This is a genomic window from Mesorhizobium sp. WSM2561 (assembly GCF_000513915.1).
In the GTDB taxonomy this organism is placed as follows: Bacteria; Pseudomonadota; Alphaproteobacteria; order Rhizobiales; family Rhizobiaceae; genus Mesorhizobium; species Mesorhizobium muleiense.
In genome coordinates this window covers 216,805-238,286 of record NZ_AZUX01000004.1, presented here as the reverse complement: position 1 = coordinate 238,286, position 21,482 = coordinate 216,805, and the positions used below count along the sequence as shown (strand labels likewise).

Here is a 21,482-nt window from a genome sequence, read left to right as displayed (position 1 = left end):
CCAACAGCACTCCGTCCAACACCCCTCATCCGTCTCGGCGCTGCGCGCCGATCCACCTTCTCCCACAAGGGGAGAAGGAAGAAGCTCGGCGCCGACGTCGCGGCCAATGAGGGGCGGCGGCGACCTCGACAATTGGGCGAACTTCAATCCCGGGTTTGAAATTCCTGCCAACTATCGCCAAGATGCAGCCGAAATTATCACCCGGAATCACGCATGTCCGAGATCGCCCACCTCGCCGCCACCATCTTCAAGCGCGCCGGCAAGGCGCGGCGTTTTGTCGTTGCCATCGCCGGTCCTCCGGGCGCCGGCAAGTCGACGCTGTCGGCCCGCCTGCATGAGCTGCTGCCGGAAGGCGCGGCCGAAATCGTGCCGATGGACGGCTTCCATTACGACGATATCGTGCTCGAGCGGCGCGGCCTGCGGGCGCGAAAAGGCGCTCCGGAAACTTTTGACTTCGCCGGCTTCGAAACCCTGCTGAAGCGCATCCGCGCGGCCGAGCCCGACATCGCCATTCCGGTGTTCGACCGCAGCATGGAGCTGTCGCGCGCGGCTGCGTCGATCATCGCCGCCGACACCAAGTTCATCCTGGTCGAAGGCAATTATCTCCTGCTTGACGAGGAACCGTGGTCGCGGCTGGCGCCGCTGTTCGATTTCTCGATCTTCGTCGATGTGCCGCGCGCCGAGCTCGAGCGCCGGCTGCTCGAGCGATGGCACGAGCATGGCCGCTCCGATGACGACGCCCGCGCCTGGATCGCCTCCAACGACATGCCCAACATCGACCGCGTGCTTGCCCGCCGCCGCCCCGCCGATCTGGTGATCGGCGATCACGCCTGATTTGCAAGGAAGGCCCGCGCCTGGAACCTTAGGACTTTCCGGCCGTTGTGTCAGATACGGCAATGATGCTGACATGAGGAAAACTGTCCGATGGCTACTCCGATGGCAACCAAGGCAAGAAAGCCTGCGCCCGGCAAGGGCAGGGCAACTCGATCCAGGGCAGCTGGATCAAAGGCAACTGAATCCAAGACAACTGAATCGAAGGCGGGCGCTGGCCCGGCCGTCGCCGCCCGCTCCAAGGATGCAAAGCCCAGTTTCGGCAAGGCAGCACCGAAGAAAGTGACACCGACGGCCGCCAAAACCACGGCAAAACCGGCCAAGCCGAGGAAGTCGGCAAGCGGCGGCTCGATGGCCGACAGCGCAATGCGCACGGTCAAGACGACGGCCAATGTCGCGGCCGGCGCGGTTGTCGCTACCGCCAGGGGCGCTGCATCGCTTGCCGCTTCCGTCATGGGCAAGGGCGGCTCAAAACACAAAGCCAAGACAAAGTAGTCGGTTCTCGGCACCAGCCGCCGATTGAGCTAACGCCGGGCGGGGATGTTGAGACCCCGCTGCACCGCCGGCCGGGCAAGGCCGCGCTCCAGCCATGCCGCGACATGGGAAAAATCGTCGAAGCCGACAAGTTCCCTTGCCTCGTAAAAACCGATCAGATTGCGTACCCAGCCCAGCATCGAGATATCGGCGATGGTGTAGTCGTCGTCCATGATCCAGCTGCGACCCTTCAGCCTCGTCTCGAGCACACCGATCAGCCGCCGCGATTCGTCGCGATAGCGCGCCAGCGGCCGCTTGTCGGCGATTTCGCGTCCGGCGAATTTGTGGAAGAAGCCGACCTGCCCGAACATCGGCCCGATCGAGGCCATCTGGAAGAACACCCACTGGATCGTTTCGTAACGCCGCGCCGGGTCGGCCGGGATCAGCCTGCCGGTCTTGTCGGTGAGGTAGAGCAGGATGGCGCCGGATTCGAACAGCCCGATCGGCTTGCCGCCCGGGCCGTCCGGATCGATCATCGCCGGGATCTTGCCGTTCGGGTTCAGCGACAGGAATTCCGGCGTCCAGCTCTCGTCCTTGCCGATGTTCACCGCATGCGCCTCGTAGGGCAGGCCGAGTTCCTCCAGCGCGATCGACACTTTTACCCCGTTCGGCGTCGGGAACGAATAGAGCTGGATGCGGTCGGGATGGCTGGCCGGCCAGCGCGTGGCGATCGGAAAGGCGGACAGGTCGGTCATCGAAACTCCTGGGCGGGGATTTTTCGCGCGGCAGCGCGTGGCAAAGAAGTCTCGCCGTAGCTGGGCAACCGATTGCGGTCAGACCGCCTTCAACGCCAGCACCGCATTGGTGCCGCCGAAGGCGAAGCCGTTGCTGATCGCCGCGCGCACCTTGCGCTCGCGCGCCACATTCGGCGTGATGTCGAGATCGCAATCGGCGTCGGTTTCGCGAAAATTGGCCGTTGGCGGCACGATGCCTTCGCGGATCGCCATCACGCAGGCGATCAACTCCAGGGCGCCCGACGCGCCGAGGCAGTGGGCATGCATCGATTTGGTCGAGGAGATCGAAAGCCTGTGGGCATGGTCGCCGAAGACACGCTTGATCGCCGCCGTCTCGATCTGGTCGTTGGCCTTGGTGCCGGTGCCATGCGCATTGATGTAGTCGATGTCTTCCGGGTTGAGCCTGGCATCGACGAGGCAGAAGCGCATCGCCGCCTCCGGCCCTTCGACGGTGGGCGCGACGATGTCGGAGGCATCGCCGGAAAGCCCGGCGCCGGCAATTTCGGCAAGTATAGTGGCGCCGCGCGCCATGGCATGCTCATAGGTTTCCAGCACGACCATGCCGGCGCCTTCGCCGAGCACCAGGCCCTGGCGGTCGGCCGAAAACGGCCGGCAGGTGTCGGGCGCCAGCACCCGCAGCGCCTCCCAGCCTTTGAGGATGCCCCAGACCAGCGGCGCATCGGTGCCGCCGGCGAGCATGACATCGGCGCGGCCAAGCCTGATCTGGTCGACCGCCGAGGCAATGGCGTGATTGGACGAGGAGCAGGCCGAGGTGATGCCGAAGACCGGTCCGCGCAGGCCGAGATTCATGCTGACATGGCCGGCCGCAGCGCCCGGCATCACTTTCGGCACGGTGAAGATGCCGGTGCGGTTCTTGCCTTCGAGCAGGATGGCGCGATAGCTCTCTTCGATCGCCTCCCAGCCGCAGACGCCGACGCCGACGATGGCGCCCATCCGGTAGGTGTTGGCCGCGTGCAAGCTTAGCCCGGCTTGTTGCGCGGCCTCGCGCGCGGCGATCGTCGCCAAAAGGCTGAAACGGTCCATCGACACGGCCTGCTTGCGGTCGATACCGTGCTCGGGAAGCGTCCTGATTTCGCAGCCGACCCTGATTTTCAGGTCATGCAGCTCCGAATTGACGATCGGGCCGATGGCCGAGCGGCCGGCGCGCATCTCGCCCCAGATCGCCGGCACATCGGTGCCGAGCCCGCATAAGCCGCCGATGCCGGTAATGACGACGCGCTTGTGCATTCAGTCAGGCTTTTTTCGCGATCAGCGCGCGAACCGCCTCGACCATGTCGCCGACGTTCTTCAAATTGCTCCAGGCATCGACCGTGTTCATCTCGATCTCGATGCCATACTGTTCCTCGAGGTCGAAGATGATCTCCGTCAGTTCCAGCGAATGGATGCCAAGTGAGGTCAGTTCGGTGCTGGTGGTGATTTCTTCGCCACCCGGCTCGGCATGAGCCTTGATCTTCTCGATGATGTCCGTTGCCAGCTGGTCAGCCATTCGGTTCCTTCCCCAACCCTTGTCGTTCCCCGACGCCAACGGATCGGCGCCTGTTTTTCCCCAGGCTCAAATTGTCATCATCGCCTTTTATCCCGCGAGGCGCTGTGTGACCGTACCAAGACGGCTCCTCTATAGAAACCGAAACGTTGTCAAGCAACAAGCTTATATGTCGACAAAGCCGGCGCTGTGGTTATCGTTGGCGGCATGGATATGATCGAACCTGGCCTGGACTTTGTGCCGCCGGCCCAGCGCGTCGCCGGAACGGCGCGGCTCGGCTGTGACAGGAATGGCGGCCGCACGCGTCTTCGGCGGCTTTATCAGGATGGTTCCGCCAAGATCCGCATGCCGGCCGTCTCGGCCGATCCGCTCGAAGCGGTCCTGATCAACACCGCCGGCGGGCTGACCGGCGGCGACCGTCTCGGCTGGGGGGTCGATGTCGGCGCCGGCGCCTGCGCCAGCATAACCACCCAGGCCTGCGAGAAGGTCTACCGCGCCGCAGCCGATCGTGCCGAGGTGCGGGTGAAGCTGACCGTCGGCGCCGGCGGCCGCATCGCCTGGCTGCCGCAGGAAACCATCGTCTTTGATCGATCGGCCTTCGCCCGCAGGCTCGACCTGGAGCTAGCCGCCGGTGCCGAGGCGCTGGTGCTCGAGGCGACCGTCTTCGGCCGCCTCGCCATGGGCGAACGCGCGGCGCACGGCAATTTCCACGACCGCTGGCGCGTCAGTCAGGACGGAGCGCTGGTTCATGCCGAGGATTTCCGCATCGGGCCGGACATAGCGGCGATTCTGGGCGGTTCGGCGGTGGCCGGCGGCGGCATTGCCATGGCGACGGTGCTGATGATCTCGCCGCGGGTGGAGGCTTTGCTCGATCCGGCCCGGGAGATCATCGGCGGCCAGGGCGACGCCAGCGTCTGGAGCGTGAAGAAATCTGGCAAGCTTCTTGCGAGGCTGTTTGCCGAGGACGGCTACCAACTCCGCAAGCGGCTGGTTCCGCTCGTCGAATTGCTCAACGGACGGGCGGGTCTGCCCAAATTATGGTCACTCTGATTCCGATTATGCCATCCTGACTATGCTGTTGCGGGGAAACGCATGAACCTGACGCCAAGGGAAAAGGACAAGCTGCTCATCGCCATGGCGGCGATCGTGGCGCGCAAGCGGCTCGAACGCGGCGTCAAGCTCAATCACCCGGAGGCGATCGCGCTGATCACCGACTTTGTCGTCGAGGGCGCCCGCGACGGCCGCCAGGTCGCCGAGCTGATGGAGGCCGGCGCCCACGTCGTCACCCGCGCGCAGGTGATGGAGGGCATCGCCGAGATGATCCACGACGTCCAGGTCGAGGCGACGTTTCCCGACGGCACCAAGCTGGTGACCGTGCACGAGCCGATAAGGTGAAAGCCGATAAGGTGAGGAGAGGAAAAAATGCTTGAGCTGCGCCCCAACTGCGAATGCTGCGACAAGAACCTGCCGCCTGAGGCGACGGATGCGCTGATCTGCACCTTCGAGTGCACCTTCTGCGCCGATTGCGCGGCAAATGTGCTGGGCGGCGTCTGCCCGAATTGCGGCGGTGATTTCGCACCGCGCCCGATCAGGCCGGCTGCGATGCTGAACAAATATCCCGCCTCGACAAAGCGCGTGCTCAAGGCCGAAGGCTGCGGCCCGGCCCGCAACGCCGCGTGACGGCACGATGCTGACAACGGAAGGCATATCGATGGTCCCCGCAACGATCAAACGCACGTCCCTCTCGGCGATCCTGCTGCTCGCCTCCGGCCTCGTCTTCGGCGCCTTGTGAGGCTGGCGATGATCCCGGGCGAAATCATCACGGCAGGCGGCGACATCGAGCTCAACAAGGGCCAGCCGACCATCACCATGAAGGTGGCCAACAGCGGCGATCGGCCGATCCAGGTCGGCAGCCACTATCATTTCTTCGAGACCAATGAGGGGCTGAAATTCGATCGCGACAAGGCGCGCGGCATGCGCCTCGACATTGCCGCCGGCACCGCGATGCGCTTCGAGCCCGGCCAGGAGCGCGACGTCACCTTGGTGCCGCTCGGCGGCAAACGCGAGGTCTACGGGTTCCAGCAGAAGATCATGGGCGCGTTGTGAGATCCCATGGGCGCGCTGTGCGATCCCCTGGTCGCGTTGTGCGATCCAGAGCGTTCAGCGGTTTCGGCTCAGCCGGGCGGCTTGGCCGCCGCGTAGATGACGACCTTGCCAGGATCGTCGAATTCGACGGCGAGAACGTCTTCGGTCTGCACGCGTCGCGAGTCGATTGCGTTGAACAGCAATGCGTTCGCCTCGATCTCATCGCGCAGTTCCGCAATGTCCTCCTGATGCTGCTCGACCTTGCTTTCGATCGCCGGCGGCAGCCCGCCTTCCGTGCGCGCGGCGTCGGTGAGGAAGACGATATCGACCTTGTCGAGCTTGGATGTCTTGCGCACCGCGCCGATGTTTTCACGCGTCCGGTCGATCGCCGTAGCGACTTTACCGGCCTCGACAGCCGTGTTGGTCTCTTCCTGGCCGACCTCCGAACCGATGATCTTGTTCTGGGTCTCGGGGCCTTCAAGGCCCTGCGCATTCAGCCCGGCGTGGGGAACGCTCGCCGCAAGAAACGCAGTTGCGGCAATCATATGCAGCCATCGGGTGTCGGGGAAGGTGGTGATCGCCATCGCTCGCTCTCAGAGCCTCTTTCGAGACCCGTTTCTAGGCCAAAAAGTCGAAACGTATTCCGCCCTGCGAAGGTTCCCTCCCCGATGCGGCAGGCCGACCTTGTGCCGGCCCGCCACAGCGCGTCGTCAGCTCGCCTTCTTGGTGATCAAGGTCAGCGAGCCGTTGGCGTCCATGCTGGCGGCGATCACTTGCGCCGAGGTGAGTCCCTTGGCTTCGAGCGCGGATTTGACCTGGGGCGTCGCGTCGATCGAGCTGCGCAATTTCTGCAGGCCGTCCTCGCCGCGCTTGGCGATCACTTCGTTGACCTTCGTCTGCGTTTCCTTGGGCAGTTCCTCGATGTCGACGACGTTGACGGTCTGAATCGCCGGCGCAGCCGGCTGAGCGCCAGGCGCCGCGGGAGCGGGCGAAGCCGGCGGCTCGCCGGGTTGCGGCGCAGGCTGTTGCTGGGCGCTGGCAGCGGTCGCGAGCAGGAGGGTGGCGGCTGCGGCGAGAGATATCGTTTTGCGCATAAAACTTCCTTTCCATCGATTGGCAAACGGTCGTTTTGGGGTGACCCTGCCACCTCAAACGTTAAATGGGATCGGAAGGTGTCGCCCAGCAGGTCATTGCGTGACCATAGGATGGCGACAATGTGGGGCCGGGCTTCGACCGGCTGTATCTTGGGTCCGTATTTGGGGCCGGATTTCGGGAGCAATTGCTGATGGCTAGAATCACCCGCGCCGCCTACGCGCAGATGTACGGCCCGACCGTCGGCGACAAGGTGCGGCTTGCCGATACCGAGTTGTTCATCGAGGTCGAGAAGGATTTTACCCTGCATGGCGAAGAGGTGAAATTCGGCGGCGGCAAGGTCATCCGCGACGGCATGGGCCAGAGCCAGGTGTCCCGCGCCCAAGGCGCGGTCGACACCGTCATCACCAATGCGCTGGTCGTCGATGCCTCAGACGGCATCTTCAAGGCCGATATCGGCCTTAGGGATGGCCGCATCGCCGCGATCGGCAAGGCCGGCAATCCGGACATGCAAGACGGCGTCACCATCATCATCGGTCCCGGCACCGAGATCATCGCCGGCGAGGGCAAGATCCTCACCGCCGGCGGCTTCGACGCGCATATCCATTTCATCTGCCCGCAGCAGATCGAGGAGGCGCTGATGTCCGGCATCACCACCATGCTCGGCGGCGGCACCGGACCGGCGCATGGCACGCTGGCGACCACCTGCACGCCGGGGCCGTGGCATCTGGCGCGGATGATCCAGTCTTTCGACGCCTTCCCGATGAACATCGGCCTGTCGGGCAAGGGCAACGCGTCGTTGCCGGCCGCGCTTGAAGAAATGGTGCTGGGCGGCGCCTGCTCGCTTAAGTTGCACGAGGACTGGGGCACGACGCCGGCGGCAATCGACTGCTGCCTGTCGGTCGCCGACAACTATGACGTGCAGGTGATGATCCACACCGACACGCTCAACGAATCCGGCTTTGTCGAGAACACGGTGGCGGCGATCAAGGGCCGCACCATCCACGCCTTCCACACCGAAGGCGCCGGCGGCGGCCATGCGCCTGACATCATCAAGGTTTGCGGCCTGCCCAACGTCATCCCGTCCTCGACCAATCCGACGCGGCCCTACACCGTCAACACGCTGGCCGAGCATCTCGACATGCTGATGGTCTGCCATCATCTGTCGCCGTCGATCCCCGAAGACATCGCCTTCGCCGAAAGCCGCATCCGCAAGGAAACCATCGCCGCCGAAGACATTTTGCACGACATCGGCGCCTTCTCGATCATCTCGTCGGACAGTCAGGCGATGGGCCGCGTCGGCGAAGTGGCGATCCGCACCTGGCAGACCGCCGACAAGATGAAGCGCCAGCGCGGCTCGCTGCCGCAGGAGACCGGCGACAACGACAATTTCCGCGTCCGCCGCTATATCGCCAAATACACGATCAACCCGGCCATCGCGCACGGCCTGTCGAATGAGATCGGCTCGGTGGCGGTCGGCAAGCGCGCCGACCTGGTGCTGTGGAACCCGGCCTTCTTCGGCGTCAAGCCCGACATGGTGCTGATCGGCGGCATGATCGCCGCCGCCCCGATGGGCGACCCCAACGCCTCGATCCCGACGCCGCAGCCGATGCACTACCGGCCGATGTTCGGCGCCTATGGCAAGGCGATGACCAATTCGTCGGTGACCTTCGTTTCCAGGGCGGCGCTCGATGCCGGCCTGCGCGGCCGGCTCGGCGTCGACAAGCAGATGGTCGCCGTCGACAACACCCGCGGCGGCATCGGCAAGCATTCGATGGTGCTCAACGACGCAACCCCGCATGTCGAGGTCGACCCCGAAACCTACGAGGTCCGCGCCGACGGCGAATTGCTCACCTGCGAACCGGCCACCGTGCTGCCGATGGCGCAGAGGTACTTTTTGTTCTGATCCCTACAAACGCCCTGTTGGCGGGGCGTCAAATTCGGTGCTCAGTTGTCCAAGGCTCTCACGTGCCGTTTTGCGATTGTCTCGAAATTGCGGCATGATGGGCCTCATGAACAGGATTGATCGTCTCAGGGCCCTCACTCCCTACGAAGCGGACTACGTCCAGTGGTGCGCCGAGCAAAGCGCATTGTTGCGCGAAGCTCGTTTCTCCGACCTCGATCGTGAGAATCTTGCCGAGGAGATCGAGAGCTTGGGGAGACGTGACAAACGAGAGATTCGCAGTCGGATGGAGGTGCTGCTTGCACATCTCCTGAAATGGGAATTCCAACCCGGCCATCGAAGTCATAGTTGGCAGTCGTCAATTTCCGAACAGCGCATCTGGATCGGAAACATCATCAAGGACAGCCCGAGTCTTCGCCGATATCCCGCTCAGATTTTCGACGATGCATATAAAGACGCTTTGCTTGTCGCGGTCAGGGAGACGGGTCTCAGGAAATCTCACTTTCCAGGCGAACCTCCATTCACATGCAAGCAGGCGCTCGATGAACGATTTTGGCCGGGAAACCCGCTATCGATGGGCGATTTCCTGCGGGATTAGCTGGCTTCTTCTTTACTGCGTTCCTTGCCAAAGGGGGTAGCTAATGAACCAGCAACTCCCTTACGCCCACGACATCTTCCCGCACATCCGCATCGTTCTGGGCATGGTGATCGGGCTTGGCGTCACCCGGCTGCTGTCGGGGCTGGCCCGCATCGTCCAGCATCCGGGCCAGTACCGGCTCTATTCGGTGCATCTGGCCTGGGTTGTGTCGGTGCTTTTGATGCTGGTGCATTTCTGGTGGTGGGAGTTCGGCCTGTTCCAGATCGAGACCTGGACCTTCGGAAAATACCTGTTCATCATCTTCTACGCCGTCACGCTGTTCCTGCTCTGCGCGCTGCTGTTTCCGGACCAGATGCTGGACTACACCAGCTACGAGGATTTTTTCTATTCGCGCCGCGCCTGGTTCTTCGGCCTGCTGGCGGCGACCTATCTGCTCGACGTGATCGATACGCTGCTGAAGGGGCCGGAGCATTTCGCCCGCTTCGGCGTCGAATATTTGTTTCGCACGCCGGTGTTCGTCACGCTTTGCGTCATCGCCATACTGGTCAGCGATCGTCGCTTTCACATCGCCTTTGTCGCCGCCGCCATCGTCTACCAGATATCGTTCATCCTGCGGCTCTTCGACACGATCGTTTGAGCACCATTGGGGCGACGGACGCGATAGGCTACGCTTGTTGGGAGAGGCAGTTTTACATGAAGCTCGACATCCGCACCGATTTCACCAAATTCCCGCGTGCCGTTTCGGTCCTGACCGCCGGCGAAGCCGGAACCGTCGCGCCCTACGATCATGCGGTGCTGGCCCATGACGAGCGGCATCTGCGCCGCCGCACCATCGAAACGGCCCGTAGCGATAGAGTGCTGGTCGACCTGCCCGAGCCGGTGGCCTTGAACGATGGCGACCGGCTGGTGCTGGAGGATGGCCGTCATATCGAGATCGTTGCGGCCGAGGAACCGCTCTACGACGTCCGTGCCGAGAGCGCCGTGCACCTGGCCGAGCTTGCCTGGCATATCGGCAACCGCCACCTTGCGGCCGCCATCGAAGCGGAACGCATTCTCATCCTGCGCGACCATGTCATCAAGGCGATGCTGGAGGGGCTCGGCGCCACGGTGCGCGACGTTTCCGAGCCGTTCAAGCCGCTGCGCGGCGCCTATTCCGGGCACAGTCACGGTCATGCCTATGCCGAGGCGCACAGCGAGTCGCATTCCCATACCCATAGCGAATCGTATTCCCACAGCCATTCGCACGACCATGACTGACCAGCCTTCCAACGTCGCTTTGTTGCGGCTGATGGCGTGGCTGTCGCCCGCCTTCCCGGTCGGCGGTTTTTCCTACAGCCATGGTCTCGAACAAGCCGTGCATGCCGGGCTGATCGCCGACAGCAAAGACCTCGCCGCGTGGCTGGAGACGCTGGTCGACATGGGCTCGGGCTGGAACGATGCCGTGCTGTTTGCCGAAAGCTGGCGGCGGGCGCGGCAAGCCGGCGATCTCGCCGAAATCGCCGCCCTCGCCGAGGCCTTGGCCGGCTCGCGCGAGCGCCACACCGAGACCATGCTGCAGGGCGCCGCCTTCCTGAAGGCGGCATCGGCATGGCCGTGTCAGGTGCTCGACCGTCTGCCGGCCGAGTGCGCCTATTGCGTTGCCGTCGGTGCAACTGCCGGTGGCAACGCCATTGCCCTGCACGATGCACTGTCGGCCTTCCTGCACAGCTTCTTTTCCAACCTCGTCCAGGCCGCGATCCGGCTCGGCGTCGTCGGCCAGACCGGCGCCACGGCGCTGCTCGCCGGCTTCGAACCGCTGGCGCTCAGCGTCGCCGCCCGTGCTGCCGGCTCGACGCTGGACGATCTCGGCGGCTGCGCGTTTGTCTCGGATGTCATGGCGATGAAGCACGAGACGCAATATTCGCGGCTGTTCCGCTCATGATCGTCCTCGCCTTCGCGCTCTCCTTCGTCCTGCTGCTGATCACCACCCTGCATGTCTATTGGGGCATTGGCGGGATCTGGCCGGGCGGGGACGCTGCCTCCTGCGCCCGCGCGGTGGTCGGCTTTCGCGGCGTCGACGAAATGCCGGCGCCCTTTGCCAGCTTTGCCGTCGCCGCCTGCCTCGGCCTGGCGACGCTGTGGCCGCTGGCGCTCCAAGGCGTGTTTGCCACGCCCTTTCCCAAGGCCGGGCTCGCCGCGACAGCGCTGCTCATCGCGCTGGTCTTCCTGGGGCGCGGCATTGCCGGCTTCACGCCTTGGTGGCGCCGGCTGGCGCCCGAACAGCCTTTCGCGCGGCTCGATGTCGGCTATTATTCGCCGCTCTGCCTGGTTGTAGGGCTCGGCTTTGCAGTGCTAGCCATTACGGAGTTCCCTAGATGACACAAGCCAATGGTCCTCTTCGCGTCGGCATCGGCGGTCCCGTCGGCTCCGGCAAGACGACGCTCACCGAAAAGCTCTGCAAGGCGCTGCGCGACGAGTTCTCGATCGCCGTGGTCACCAACGACATCTACACCAAGGAAGACGCCATGATGCTGGCCCGGCTGCAGGCACTGCCCGAGGATCGCATCATCGGCGTCGAGACCGGCGGCTGCCCGCACACCGCCATCCGCGAGGATGCCTCGATCAATCTGCAGGCGATCGCCGAGATGACCAGGAAATTCCCGGATCTCGACATCGTCTTCATCGAATCGGGCGGCGACAACCTCGCCGCCACGTTTTCCCCGGACCTCGCCGATCTGACGCTCTACGTCATCTCGGTCTGCCAGGGCGAAGAAATCCCGCGCAAGGGCGGCCCGGCGATCACCCGGTCGGATTTCCTGGTCATCAACAAGAGCGATCTCGCCCCCTATGTGAACGTCAATCTCGATGTCATGGAGCGCGACGCCGCCCGCATGCGCGGCAAGCGGCCGTTCGGATTTACCGATCTGTCGCGCGGCAAGGGCCTGCAGCAGGTGATCGATTTTGTCGTCGAGCATGGCGGGCTGCGCATCGACGCCGCCAGAAGCACTGCGGCGTAAGCCAAAGCGCTCGCCTGCACCAAACGAAACCGGTTGCGCGCATCGGCGGCGCACGGCATCCTTGCTTCTTTCACGGAGGTTTTCGATGAGCATCGCCCGCCTGCAGAAGGAAATGCTGACCAACCTGCCCTTCTACGAGGAACGCGTCGATCTGGCTTGCGCCTTCCGCTGGACGGCGCGGCTCAACATGCATGAAGCGGTGGCCAATCATTTCTCGCTGGCCGTCAACGATGACGGCTCGCAATTCCTAATGAATCCCAACCAGGTGCATTTCTCGCGCATCAAGGCGAGCGACCTGCTGCTGATCGACGCCAACGATCCCGATACGCTCTCCGGCCCGGATGCGCCCGACCCGACGGCATGGGGGCTGCATGGCGCCATCCATCGCAATGTCCGTCATGCGCGCTGCGTCATGCATGTGCACTCGATCCACGCCACGGTGCTCGCTTCGCTCGCCGACTCGACGTTGCCGCCGATCGATCAGAACTCGGCGATCTTCTTCAACCGCCACGTCGTCGACGGCCATTATGGTGGGCTCGCCTTCGAGGAAGAGGGCGAACGCTGCTCGCAGCTGCTCACCGATCCGAAGGTCAAGGTGATGGTCATGGGCAACCATGGCGTGCTGGTCATCGGCGATACCGTCGCCGACACCTTCAACCGCATGTTCTATTTCGAACGCGCCGCCGAGACCTACATCAAGGCGCTGTGGACCGGCCGTCCGCTGCGGATCCTGTCGGACGAAATCGCCGAGAAGGCAGCAGCGGAGCAGGAAAATTATCCCGGTCAGGCCGAACGGCACCTGTCCGAATTGAAGGCGATCCTCGACGAGCAGGAGCCGGTCTACCGGAACTGATGCCTCCTTCTCTCCGTCACTATACGGGGAGAAGGATGCTCTGATCGCCGGTTTCGCCAATCTTAAAGCCCGAGTTCAGCCCGTAATTCGTCGGCGCTGTTGATGACGATCGCGCCGGGCGGCCCTGCCCTGGGCGCTTCCGGCCAGAAGATCGTCCTCATCCCCGCCGCCAGCCCTGCCGTAGCGCCGGTCACGCTGTCCTCGACGGCCATGGCATCGGCTGGATCGACACCGGCCAGCCAGGCGGCGCGCAGAAAAGGTTCGGCGTGCGGCTTGCCTTCGCGCACATCGTTGCGGCTGATCGTCTTCATGCCGGGATAGAAAAGACCGACCATGCGCAGATTGGCGTCGACGACCAGCCGGTCGGAATTGGACACCACCGCTTGCGCCACGCCAAGGGCACGCAGCTCGTTGTAGACCTCGATGGCGCCGGGACGCGGCTTCAGCGTCTCGGCCATCGGCAGATAGTGGTCGTATTTGCGCACGATCCAGTCGTCGAAGGCCAGGTCGAGGCCGAACTCGTCGCGCAGCATCTCGTAGACCGGCCATGCGGCAATGCCGAGCACCCGCTCATGCAGGTTGGCCGGCGCCGCGATGCCGACGCTGTGCAGCGCCGCTATCAGCGCCGCCTCATGCAACGGCTCGCTGTCGACCAGCGTGCCGTCCATGTCCCAGAAAACCGCTTTCGGCGTCATGCAAGGCTCCTTTGTCCGAAATCCCTTAAAGGGTTTGCGTCGGGAGATAAACCGCCGCGCCTTGACTGCACCAACATTGCGGGACTTCAAAGGATTGCCTGGCTATAATCATCCACTCGAAACACTGCAGGCTCCTCGGGAGCTTACCTAAGCAATTGCTCCGGCTACAGGCAATTGCTTACAAGCGCATTCCCCGGTAAAACTAAGCGCTCCCGCTCGGTGCTAGTGCTCCGTGCTCGGGGGCAGGGAGGCAGCAAGTTGAATTCCCGGCAGGACAGCGGCAGCAACAGGCTGGACGACGCGGCGCGCGCCGGCTGGCTCTATTATGTCGCCGGCAACACGCAGGACCAGATCGCCTCGACGCTCGGCATCTCACGGCAGACGGCGCAGCGGCTGGTGTCGCTGGCGGTGTCGGAAGGGCTGATCAAGGTGCGTGTCGACCACCCGATCGCCAATTGCCTCGACCTCGCGGCCCGGCTGAAATCGCGCTTCGCGCTCGATCTGGTCGAGGTGGTTCCAAGCGATCCCTCCTCCTCCTCGACTATTGGGGTCGCCGTGGCGGCGGCCGCCGAGATCGAGAGGCGGCTGCGCTCGCCGACGCCGATCGTCATGGCGATCGGCACCGGCCGCACCCTGAAGGCGGCAATCGAGCAGCTGCCGCCGATGGAATGCCCGCAGCACAAGGTGGTGTCGCTGACCGGCAACATCTCGCCCGACGGTTCGGCCGCCTTCTACAACGTCATCTTCACCATGGCCGACAGGGTCAAGGCACGCTCTTTTCCGATGCCGCTGCCGGTCATCGCCTCCTCGCCGCAGGAGCGCGAGATGCTGCTCAGCCAGCCGATGATCCAACCGACGCTGGCGCTTGCCGCGGAAGCCGACGTCACCTTCGTCGGCATCGGCGATCTCGGCCCCAAGGCGCCGCTTTACGAGGACGGCTTCATTTCGGAGAGTGAATTGAAAGCGCTGCAAAAGGCAGGCGGCGTCGCCGAGATCGTGGGCTGGGTGTTCGATCGCGAGGGCCGGATGATCGAGGGCATCACCAATGACCGGGTGTCGTCGGCATCGTTGCCGTCGCGTGAAAAATCGCTGGTGATCGCGCTCGCCATGGGCGAGCGGAAGCTGCCGGGCATCCTTGCGGCTGTCAATCGGCGGCTGGTCAACGGCCTCATCACCGACGAGCGGACCGCCGCCGCCTTGCTGGCGGCCAGCTGATTTGCGATAAGCCCAGCAAGGCTATTTGCGCCGGCCATAAGGATCGTTGCCGTCGAGAAAACCCATGTCGCGCTGCAGATGCGGCGGCAATTCCCTGATGTCGAGATAGGCCCGTTTCCTGGCTCCGTGCCGCGCCAATCCACGCGCCAGCCGCAAAAACCAGCCTTGGCCTGGCGTCAGAAATAGCTTTTCCTGTACAATGGTCATGATCATCAGCCTTCGTTATCTCTAGACGAGAGTGATCGTCGACCTCAAATATCGGCCGGCTCGGCCCTTGCTGCCAATCAAAGTCGATCACGGCCCATAAGGAGGGCTTATGCCTGAACTCAAGTCACGGCAGGTCTCACAACTCCCTCCGCTTCAGGCGATCCGGGTGTTCGAGGCGGTGGCGCGGCATCTTTCCTTCACCAAGGCCGCCGGCGAGCTTGGCATGACGCAGGCGGCGGCGAGCTATCAGATCAAGCTTCTGGAAGAGCGCGTCGGTGCGCCGTTGTTCCTGCGCCGGCCAAGGCAGATCGTGCTGACCGAGGCGGGGCAACGCCTGGCGCCTGCGGTCAGCGAGGCGTTCGCCTTGTTGGGTGGAGCCTATGCCGCGGCGCGCAGCGGCGCCGACGGCGTACTTTGTGTCTCGACGCTGCTGACCTTTGCCTCGAACTGGCTGGCGCAGCATCTCGGTTCGTTCCAGGTCGCGCATCCGTCGCTGGCGGTGTCTCGATACATCGAACCGCCTCGTCGATTTCGCCCGCGAGGACATCGACATCGCCATCAGTTCGGGCGGCGGAAACTGGCCGGGCGTGGAGGTGCACAAGCTTTTCAATGCGGACTTCACGCCGATGCTGAGCCCGAAACTCGCGGCGACCATCGGCGGGGTGAAGGAGCCGGCCGATCTGTTGCGCCTGCCGATCCTCGACCCCGGCGACATCTGGTGGCGGGACTGGTTTATCGCCGCCGGCCTGCCGGTCGAGGAACTGGCCAAGCGCCCCGGCTCCAGCATGGGGGCGCAGGCCTATGAGGCAAACGCCGCGATCGCCGGGCAGGGCGTGGCGATCGTGACGGCCGCTCTTTTCAAGGCCGAGCTTGCCGATGGCCGCCTGATCCAGCCTTTCAATTTGGTTGGCGACGACGGCCACGCCTATTGGCTGGTCTATCCCCAGGCGCGGCGCAACGTGCCGAAGATCCGCGCTTTTCGCGAATGGATCCTGGCTGAGATTGCCGGCCAATAGTTGATAATCCATCCGGTCAAGCGGGCACCGAAATTCGGCATTTTCGCGCGCCCTAATCCTCCGGAGCAAGATCCCGCACGAGGCTGCGTGCTGCACTGCAGCAACGAATCCGGCTTGACATAAATCACGCGAGGTGAGTAATTGCTCACAGCCAAAGCAAATGCTCAGCTTGGTCTATGGGAGGAATTTGATGAAACTTCGCACGCTCACCCTGGGTCTGTTGTCGGCCAGCACCCTCGCGTTCGCCGCGCATGCCGAATCCATCACCATCGCCACCGTCAACAATGGCGATATGGTCCGCATGCAGACGCTGACCGACGATTTCACCGCCAAGAACCCCGATATCCAGCTCCAGTGGGTCACGCTCGAGGAGAACGTGCTGCGCGAGCGCGTCACCACCGACATCGCCACCAAGGGCGGCCAGTACGACGTGATGACCATCGGCACTTACGAAGTTCCGATCTGGGCCAAGCAGAGCTGGCTGCTGCCGCTCGACAAGCTCGGCGACGACTATGACGTCAAGGACATCATCCCGGCCATTGCCGGTGGCCTGTCGGTCGATGGCACGCTTTATGCAGCACCGTTCTATGGCGAAAGCTCGTTCGTCATGTACCGCAAGGACCTGATGGAGAAGGCCGGGCTGACCATGCCCGACGCGCCGACCTGGGACTTCGTCAAGCAGGCCGCCGAGAAGATGACCGATCGCGCCAATGGCGTGAACGGCGTCTGCCTGCGCGGCAAGGCCGGCTGGGGCGAGAACATGGCCTTCCTGACCGCCATGTCGAACTCCTTCGGCGCACGCTGGTTCGATGAGAACTGGAAGCCGCAGTTCGACCAGCCCGAGTGGAAGAACACGCTGCAGTTCTATGTCGACCTGATGAAGGCCAATGGCCCGGAGGGCGCATCTTCGAACGGCTTCAACGAAAACCTGGCGCTGTTCCAGCAGGGCAAGTGCGGCATGTGGATAGACGCCACCGTCGCTGCCTCCTTCGTCTCCGACCCGAAGAACTCCACGGTCGCCGACAAGGTCGGTTATGCGCTGGCGCCCGACAATGGCCTGGGCAAGCGCGGCAACTGGCTGTGGGCGTGGTCGCTGGCCATTCCCGCCGGCACGCAAAAGGCTGACGCCGCCCAAAAATTCGTATCCTGGGCAACCAGCAAGGCCTATCTCGAGCTCGTCGCATCGAAGGAAGGCTGGGCCAATGTTCCGCCGGGAACGCGCACCTCGCTCTACGCCAACCCCGAGTACCAGAAGGCGGCGCCGTTCGCCAAGATGACGCTGGACTCGATCAACGCCGCCGATCCGACGCATCCGACCGTCAAGCCGGTGCCCTATGTCGGTGTCCAGTTCGTTGCCATCCCCGAGTTCCAGGGCCTTGGCACCACCGTCGGCCAGCTGTTCTCGGCGGCACTCGCCGGCCAGACCAGCGTCGACGACGCCTTGAAGCAGGCCCAGGACGCTGCCACCGCAACGATGACCGAGGGCGGTTATATCCAGTAGGCTCCTCCCGGTGCCGAACGCCGGTTGCCCATCTTAACCGGCAGGGGCCGCCCGAATCCCAGTTCGGGCGGCCACCTTCACAACACTGAAAAATTTGGCTGACCTTTGAAGGGTGACCGTCATGGCTACTCAGCAGACCCGTTCGCTTGCCCGCTTCATGATGGCGCCATCCGTGGTGCTGCTGTTCGTCTGGATGATCGTGCCGCTGGCATTCACCCTGTGGTTCTCCTTCCAGCAGTACAATCCGCTCAACCCGATCCGCGACGGCTTCGTCGGCTTCTCGAATTACGCGCTTTTCTATTCCAATCCGGCATTCCTGCAGTCGATCCTCAACACGCTAATCCTCGTGGCCAGCGTGCTTTTGATCACGGTGATCGGCGGCATCCTGCTGGCGCTGCTGATCGATCAGCCGATGTGGGGACAGGGCATCGTCCGCATCCTCGTCATCTCTCCGTTCTTCGTTATGCCGCCGGTCGCCGCGCTGGTGTGGAAGAACATGATCATGCATCCGCAATACGGCGTCTTTGCCGACATTGCGCGCTTCTTCGGCGGGCTGCCGATCGACTGGTTTGGCCAATATCCAATGCTGGCGATCATCATCATCGTCGCCTGGCAATGGCTGCCGTTTGCGACATTGATCCTCTTGACGTCCCTGCAATCGCTCGACGGCGAGCAGAAGGAAGCCGCCGAGATGGACGGCGCCGGTTTTGTCAGCCGCTTCATCTATCTGACGCTGCCGCATATGTCGCGCGCCATCACCGTCGTCATCCTGATCCAGACGATCTTCCTTCTGTCGGTCTATGCCGAGATCCTCGTCACCACCAATGGCGGCCCGGGTTACGCCTCCACCAACCTGCCCTTCCTCGTCTATCAGAAGGCGTTGCTGGAGTTCAAAATCGGCCAGGCCTCCGCCGGCGGTATCATTGCCGTCATTTTAGCCAATATCGTCGCCTTCTTCGCCATGCGCGCGGTCGGCAAGAACCTGGACAGATAAGGGAGGAAACGATGGCACGTGCAGTCAGCACCCAGCACAAGACGATCGCGACCGCGGCCGCCTGGATCGTCGCCCTGCTGATCTTCTTCCCGATCCTCTATACGATCATCACCTCGTTCAAATCGGAGCAGGAGGCCATCCAGGGCTTCAACCTGTTCCCGTCGGGAACCACGGAGAGCTACACCGCGGTCGAGGCGCAGAGCGGCTACTTCAAGTTCTTCCTCAACTCGGTGTTCCTGTCGGTCGGCTCGACCATCCTGGCTTTGCTCGTCGCCATACCGGCGGCCTGGTCGATGGCGTTCTCGCCGGGCAAGTGGACAAAGGACATCCTGATGTGGATGCTTTCCACCAAGATGATGCCGGCGGTTGCCGTGCTGTTCCCGATCTACCTGATCTTCCGCGATACCGGATTGCTCGACAGCCGCATCGGCCTGATGATCATGCTGATGCTGATCAACCTGCCGATCGTGGTGTGGATGCTCTACACCTATTTTCGCGAGATTCCCGGCGAGATCTTGGAAGCGGCGCGCATGGACGGCGCATCGCTCTGGAACGAGATCGTCTATGTGCTGACGCCGATGGCGGTGCCGGGCATCGCTTCGACGATGCTGCTCAACATCATCCTGGCATGGAACGAGGCGTTCTGGACGATCCGGTTGACCACCACCGAGGCCGCCCCTCTCACCGCCTTCATCAGTTCCTTCTCCAGCCCTCAAGGGTTGTTCTGGGCCAAGCTGTCGGCGGCTTCGACACTGGCGATCGCACCGATCCTGATCATGGGCTGGTTCAGCCAGAAGCAGCTGGTGCGCGGCCTGACCTTTGGCGCCGTGAAGTAACACCGCCGCAAGCGATGAACGACGGACAATAACCCCTCGGGGAGGAAACCATGGGAAATATCACGCTCAAGCACGTCTCCAAGTCGTTTGGGTCGACGGTCATCATTCCGGGCATCGACCTGGCCATCGAGAACGGCGAGTTCGTCGTCTTCGTCGGCCCGTCGGGCTGCGGCAAGTCCACGCTGCTGCGGCTGATCGCCGGGCTGGAGGACACCACCGCCGGCACCATCAACATCGACGGCCGCGACGTCACCGGCGAGGCGCCGGCCAAGCGCAAGCTGGCCATGGTGTTCCAGTCCTATGCGCTCTACCCGCATATGACGGTGGCCAAGAACATCGCCTTCCCGCTGAAGATGGCGGGCGAGGACCAGGCCACCATCGATCGGAAGGTCAAGGACGCGGCGCGCATCCTGAACCTCACCAACTATCTCGATCGCCGACCCGGCCAGCTCTCCGGCGGTCAGCGCCAGCGCGTCGCCATCGGCCGCGCCATCGTGCGCCAGCCATCGGCCTTCCTGTTCGACGAACCTCTGTCCAACCTCGACGCAGCACTGCGCGGCACCATGCGGCTGGAGATCAGCGAACTGCATCATCAGCTCAAGACGACGATGATCTACGTCACCCACGACCAGGTCGAGGCGATGACCATGGCCGACAAGATCGTCGTGCTCAACGCCGGCAACATCGAACAGGTCGGCTCGCCGATGGAGCTCTACAAGACGCCGAAGAACCTGTTCGTCGCCGGCTTCATCGGTTCGCCCAGGATGAACCTGATCGAAGGCGCGCCGGCGGCCAAACATGGCGCCAAGACCGTCGGCATCCGTCCCGAGCATATGAACATCTCGACGACTTCAGGCGAATGGAAAGCCACGGTCGGTGTTGCCGAGCATCTCGGCTCCGACACGTTTCTGCACGTTCAGGCCGACGGTGTCGGGCCGCTGACGGTGCGCGCCGACGGCGAACTGGCCGCCCATCACGGCGACACGATCTATCTGACGCCGGACCAGACCAAGCTGCACCGCTTCGGCGCCGACGGAAAGGCGATGTTGCAATGAGGCTCGAGGGTAAATCGGCGCTGATCACCGGATCGGCGCGCGGCATCGGCCGAGCGTTCGCCGAAGCCTATGTTCGCGAGGGCGCCACCGTCGCCATCGGCGACATCAACCTCGAAGCCGCGGAAAAAGCCGCTTCGGAGATCGGTGGCAAGGCTTACGCCGTGAAACTGGACGTCACCGATCTCGCTTCGATCAAGGCGGCGGTCAAAGCGGTCGAGACAAGGGCCGGCGGCCTGGACATCCTGGTCAATAACGCCGCTTTGTTCGACCTGGCGCCGATCGTCGAGATCCGCAAGGCGAGCTACGACAGGCTGTTTTCCGTCAATGTCGCCGGCACGCTGTTCATGCTGCAGGCAGCCGCCCGCTCGATGATCGCGGCAGGCCGGGGCGGCAAGATCATCAACATGGCGAGCCAGGCCGGCCGCCGCGGCGAGGCGCTGGTTGCCGTCTATTGCGCCACCAAGGCAGCCGTCATCTCGCTCACCCAGTCGGCCGGCCTCGACCTGATCAAGCACCGCATCAACGTCAACGCCATCGCGCCCGGCGTCGTCGACGGCGAGCACTGGGACCATGTCGATGCCCTGTTCGCCAAACACGAAAACCGGCCGAAGGGCGAAAAGAAGCGGCTGGTCGGCGAGGCCGTGCCCTATGGCCGCATGGGCACGGCGCAAGACCTCACCGGCATGGCGGTGTTCCTGGCCAGCGACGACGCCGAATACATCGTCGCCCAGACCTACAATGTCGATGGCGGCCAGTGGATGAGTTGAGGGGGCGAAGGCGCTCTTCTCCCCGTCTCCTCCACGGGGGGAAGAGCCGTCCCGCTAAAGGGTAAA

28 protein-coding genes and 1 pseudogene are annotated in these 21,482 nt (G+C 63.5%); 21 read left to right on the top strand and 8 right to left on the bottom strand.

Features of this window, described 5'->3' with window-relative positions:
* Window positions 1–213: 213 nt before the first annotated feature.
* Window positions 214–834, top strand: coding sequence for a nucleoside triphosphate hydrolase (locus M727_RS0107720; RefSeq protein WP_027152193.1), 621 nt, complete (start codon window positions 214–216; stop codon window positions 832–834).
* Between the two features lie 50 nt (window positions 835–884).
* Here M727_RS0107720 and M727_RS42955 read toward each other — a convergent pair whose 3' ends face one another.
* Window positions 885–1,211 carry a hypothetical protein gene (locus tag M727_RS42955; RefSeq protein WP_245268494.1) on the bottom strand — a complete coding sequence of 109 codons (327 nt, stop codon included), beginning with the start codon at window positions 1,209–1,211 and terminating at the stop codon, window positions 885–887.
* Between M727_RS42955 and M727_RS43760 the strand changes: the two genes are divergently transcribed.
* Entirely contained in the window at window positions 1,198–1,326 is a 129-nt protein-coding gene (locus M727_RS43760) for a hypothetical protein (protein ID WP_268929070.1), read from the top strand. The two genes, M727_RS42955 and M727_RS43760, sit on opposite strands and share 14 nt — an antisense overlap.
* Window positions 1,327–1,355: 29 nt before the next feature.
* On the opposite strand, the gene M727_RS0107710 is transcribed toward M727_RS43760, so the two are convergent.
* The 3 genes from M727_RS0107710 to M727_RS0107700 form a co-directional block, all read right to left on the bottom strand.
* Window positions 1,356–2,060 carry a glutathione S-transferase N-terminal domain-containing protein gene (locus tag M727_RS0107710; RefSeq protein WP_027152191.1) on the bottom strand — a complete coding sequence of 235 codons (705 nt, stop codon included), beginning with the start codon at window positions 2,058–2,060 and terminating at the stop codon, window positions 1,356–1,358.
* Window positions 2,061–2,138: 78 nt separating this feature from the next.
* The gene (locus tag M727_RS0107705) at window positions 2,139–3,347 is read right to left on the bottom strand and encodes a beta-ketoacyl-[acyl-carrier-protein] synthase family protein (protein WP_027152190.1); all 1,209 of its coding nucleotides are present in this window, start codon (window positions 3,345–3,347) and stop codon (window positions 2,139–2,141) included.
* Between the two features lie 4 nt (window positions 3,348–3,351).
* Window positions 3,352–3,606 carry an acyl carrier protein gene (locus M727_RS0107700; protein WP_010912831.1) on the bottom strand — a complete coding sequence of 85 codons (255 nt, stop codon included), beginning with the start codon at window positions 3,604–3,606 and terminating at the stop codon, window positions 3,352–3,354.
* Window positions 3,607–3,810: 204 nt separating this feature from the next.
* Between M727_RS0107700 and M727_RS0107695 the strand changes: the two genes are divergently transcribed.
* The 4 genes from M727_RS0107695 to M727_RS0107675 all read left to right on the top strand — a co-directional run bounded on the left by M727_RS0107695 (window position 3,811) and on the right by M727_RS0107675 (window position 5,709).
* Complete coding sequence (locus M727_RS0107695) at window positions 3,811–4,653, top strand: urease accessory protein UreD (RefSeq protein WP_036261730.1); 843 nt, start codon at window positions 3,811–3,813, stop codon at window positions 4,651–4,653.
* 42 nt (window positions 4,654–4,695) lie between these two features.
* Window positions 4,696–4,998, top strand: a complete 303-nt coding sequence (locus tag M727_RS0107690) for an urease subunit gamma (RefSeq protein WP_023801505.1) — start codon at window positions 4,696–4,698, stop codon at window positions 4,996–4,998.
* A gap of 27 nt (window positions 4,999–5,025) precedes the next feature.
* Window positions 5,026–5,283, top strand: a complete 258-nt coding sequence (locus M727_RS0107685) for a DUF1272 domain-containing protein (RefSeq protein ID WP_027152188.1) — start codon at window positions 5,026–5,028, stop codon at window positions 5,281–5,283.
* A 120-nt stretch (window positions 5,284–5,403) separates the two neighbouring features.
* Window positions 5,404–5,709 (top strand): urease subunit beta, encoded by a 306-nt coding sequence (locus tag M727_RS0107675; protein WP_027152187.1) that lies wholly within the window; start codon window positions 5,404–5,406, stop codon window positions 5,707–5,709.
* A 68-nt stretch (window positions 5,710–5,777) separates the two neighbouring features.
* Here M727_RS0107675 and M727_RS0107670 read toward each other — a convergent pair whose 3' ends face one another.
* Both M727_RS0107670 and M727_RS0107665 read right to left on the bottom strand, forming a co-directional pair.
* On the bottom strand, window positions 5,778–6,272 hold the full coding sequence (locus M727_RS0107670) for a hypothetical protein (protein ID WP_027152186.1): 495 nt from the start codon (window positions 6,270–6,272) through the stop codon (window positions 5,778–5,780).
* Between the two features lie 126 nt (window positions 6,273–6,398).
* A complete protein-coding gene (locus M727_RS0107665) occupies window positions 6,399–6,782 on the bottom strand; it encodes a hypothetical protein (RefSeq protein ID WP_027152185.1) in 384 nt (127 codons plus the stop codon).
* Window positions 6,783–6,970: 188 nt separating this feature from the next.
* Here M727_RS0107665 and ureC point away from each other — a divergent pair, with 188 nt between their 5' ends.
* The 8 genes from ureC to M727_RS0107625 all read left to right on the top strand — a co-directional run bounded on the left by ureC (window position 6,971) and on the right by M727_RS0107625 (window position 13,130).
* Window positions 6,971–8,686: an urease subunit alpha gene (gene ureC, locus M727_RS0107660; RefSeq protein ID WP_198032612.1), complete on the top strand. Its 1,716-nt coding sequence runs from the start codon at window positions 6,971–6,973 to the stop codon at window positions 8,684–8,686.
* A 106-nt stretch (window positions 8,687–8,792) separates the two neighbouring features.
* On the top strand, window positions 8,793–9,281 hold the full coding sequence (locus M727_RS0107655) for a DUF29 domain-containing protein (RefSeq protein ID WP_027152183.1): 489 nt from the start codon (window positions 8,793–8,795) through the stop codon (window positions 9,279–9,281).
* A gap of 43 nt (window positions 9,282–9,324) precedes the next feature.
* Entirely contained in the window at window positions 9,325–9,918 is a 594-nt protein-coding gene (locus M727_RS0107650; protein WP_027152182.1) for a hypothetical protein, read from the top strand.
* 56 nt (window positions 9,919–9,974) lie between these two features.
* Complete coding sequence (locus M727_RS0107645; protein ID WP_027152181.1) at window positions 9,975–10,538, top strand: urease accessory protein UreE; 564 nt, start codon at window positions 9,975–9,977, stop codon at window positions 10,536–10,538.
* The gene (locus M727_RS0107640) at window positions 10,531–11,202 is read left to right on the top strand and encodes an urease accessory protein UreF (RefSeq protein ID WP_036261725.1); all 672 of its coding nucleotides are present in this window, start codon (window positions 10,531–10,533) and stop codon (window positions 11,200–11,202) included. The genes M727_RS0107645 and M727_RS0107640 overlap by 8 nt, the downstream gene beginning before the upstream one ends.
* Entirely contained in the window at window positions 11,199–11,639 is a 441-nt protein-coding gene (locus M727_RS0107635) for a DUF3995 domain-containing protein (RefSeq protein ID WP_027152179.1), read from the top strand. The genes M727_RS0107640 and M727_RS0107635 overlap by 4 nt, the downstream gene beginning before the upstream one ends.
* Window positions 11,636–12,277, top strand: a complete 642-nt coding sequence (ureG, locus tag M727_RS0107630) for an urease accessory protein UreG (protein ID WP_023801515.1) — start codon at window positions 11,636–11,638, stop codon at window positions 12,275–12,277. Before M727_RS0107635 ends, ureG begins: the two co-directional genes overlap by 4 nt.
* Window positions 12,278–12,362: 85 nt before the next feature.
* Window positions 12,363–13,130 carry a class II aldolase and adducin N-terminal domain-containing protein gene (locus M727_RS0107625; RefSeq protein ID WP_027152178.1) on the top strand — a complete coding sequence of 256 codons (768 nt, stop codon included), beginning with the start codon at window positions 12,363–12,365 and terminating at the stop codon, window positions 13,128–13,130.
* Between the two features lie 62 nt (window positions 13,131–13,192).
* Here the strand turns inward: M727_RS0107625 and M727_RS0107620 are convergent, their stop codons facing one another.
* Window positions 13,193–13,825 (bottom strand): HAD family phosphatase, encoded by a 633-nt coding sequence (locus M727_RS0107620; RefSeq protein WP_027152177.1) that lies wholly within the window; start codon window positions 13,823–13,825, stop codon window positions 13,193–13,195.
* A gap of 258 nt (window positions 13,826–14,083) precedes the next feature.
* Between M727_RS0107620 and M727_RS0107615 the strand changes: the two genes are divergently transcribed.
* Window positions 14,084–15,040 (top strand): sugar-binding transcriptional regulator, encoded by a 957-nt coding sequence (locus tag M727_RS0107615; protein WP_027152176.1) that lies wholly within the window; start codon window positions 14,084–14,086, stop codon window positions 15,038–15,040.
* 21 nt (window positions 15,041–15,061) lie between these two features.
* On the opposite strand, the gene M727_RS0107610 is transcribed toward M727_RS0107615, so the two are convergent.
* Entirely contained in the window at window positions 15,062–15,247 is a 186-nt protein-coding gene (locus M727_RS0107610) for a hypothetical protein (protein ID WP_027152175.1), read from the bottom strand.
* Window positions 15,248–15,356: 109 nt separating this feature from the next.
* Between M727_RS0107610 and gcvA the strand changes: the two are divergent.
* The 6 genes and pseudogenes from gcvA (at window position 15,357) to M727_RS0107580 (ending at window position 21,416) form a co-directional block, all read left to right on the top strand.
* Window positions 15,357–16,263 (top strand): annotated as a pseudogene (gene gcvA / locus M727_RS36000) (transcriptional regulator GcvA).
* Between the two features lie 190 nt (window positions 16,264–16,453).
* A complete protein-coding gene (locus M727_RS0107600; RefSeq protein WP_027152174.1) occupies window positions 16,454–17,764 on the top strand; it encodes a sugar ABC transporter substrate-binding protein in 1,311 nt (436 codons plus the stop codon).
* A gap of 121 nt (window positions 17,765–17,885) precedes the next feature.
* Window positions 17,886–18,758 (top strand): sugar ABC transporter permease, encoded by an 873-nt coding sequence (locus tag M727_RS0107595; RefSeq protein WP_027152173.1) that lies wholly within the window; start codon window positions 17,886–17,888, stop codon window positions 18,756–18,758.
* A gap of 11 nt (window positions 18,759–18,769) precedes the next feature.
* Complete coding sequence (locus tag M727_RS0107590) at window positions 18,770–19,594, top strand: carbohydrate ABC transporter permease (RefSeq protein ID WP_023801521.1); 825 nt, start codon at window positions 18,770–18,772, stop codon at window positions 19,592–19,594.
* Window positions 19,595–19,644: 50 nt separating this feature from the next.
* Window positions 19,645–20,649 carry an ABC transporter ATP-binding protein gene (locus tag M727_RS0107585; protein ID WP_023801522.1) on the top strand — a complete coding sequence of 335 codons (1,005 nt, stop codon included), beginning with the start codon at window positions 19,645–19,647 and terminating at the stop codon, window positions 20,647–20,649.
* Window positions 20,646–21,416 carry an L-iditol 2-dehydrogenase gene (locus M727_RS0107580; protein ID WP_027152172.1) on the top strand — a complete coding sequence of 257 codons (771 nt, stop codon included), beginning with the start codon at window positions 20,646–20,648 and terminating at the stop codon, window positions 21,414–21,416. The genes M727_RS0107585 and M727_RS0107580 overlap by 4 nt, the downstream gene beginning before the upstream one ends.
* The last annotated feature ends 66 nt before the right edge of the window (window positions 21,417–21,482 follow it).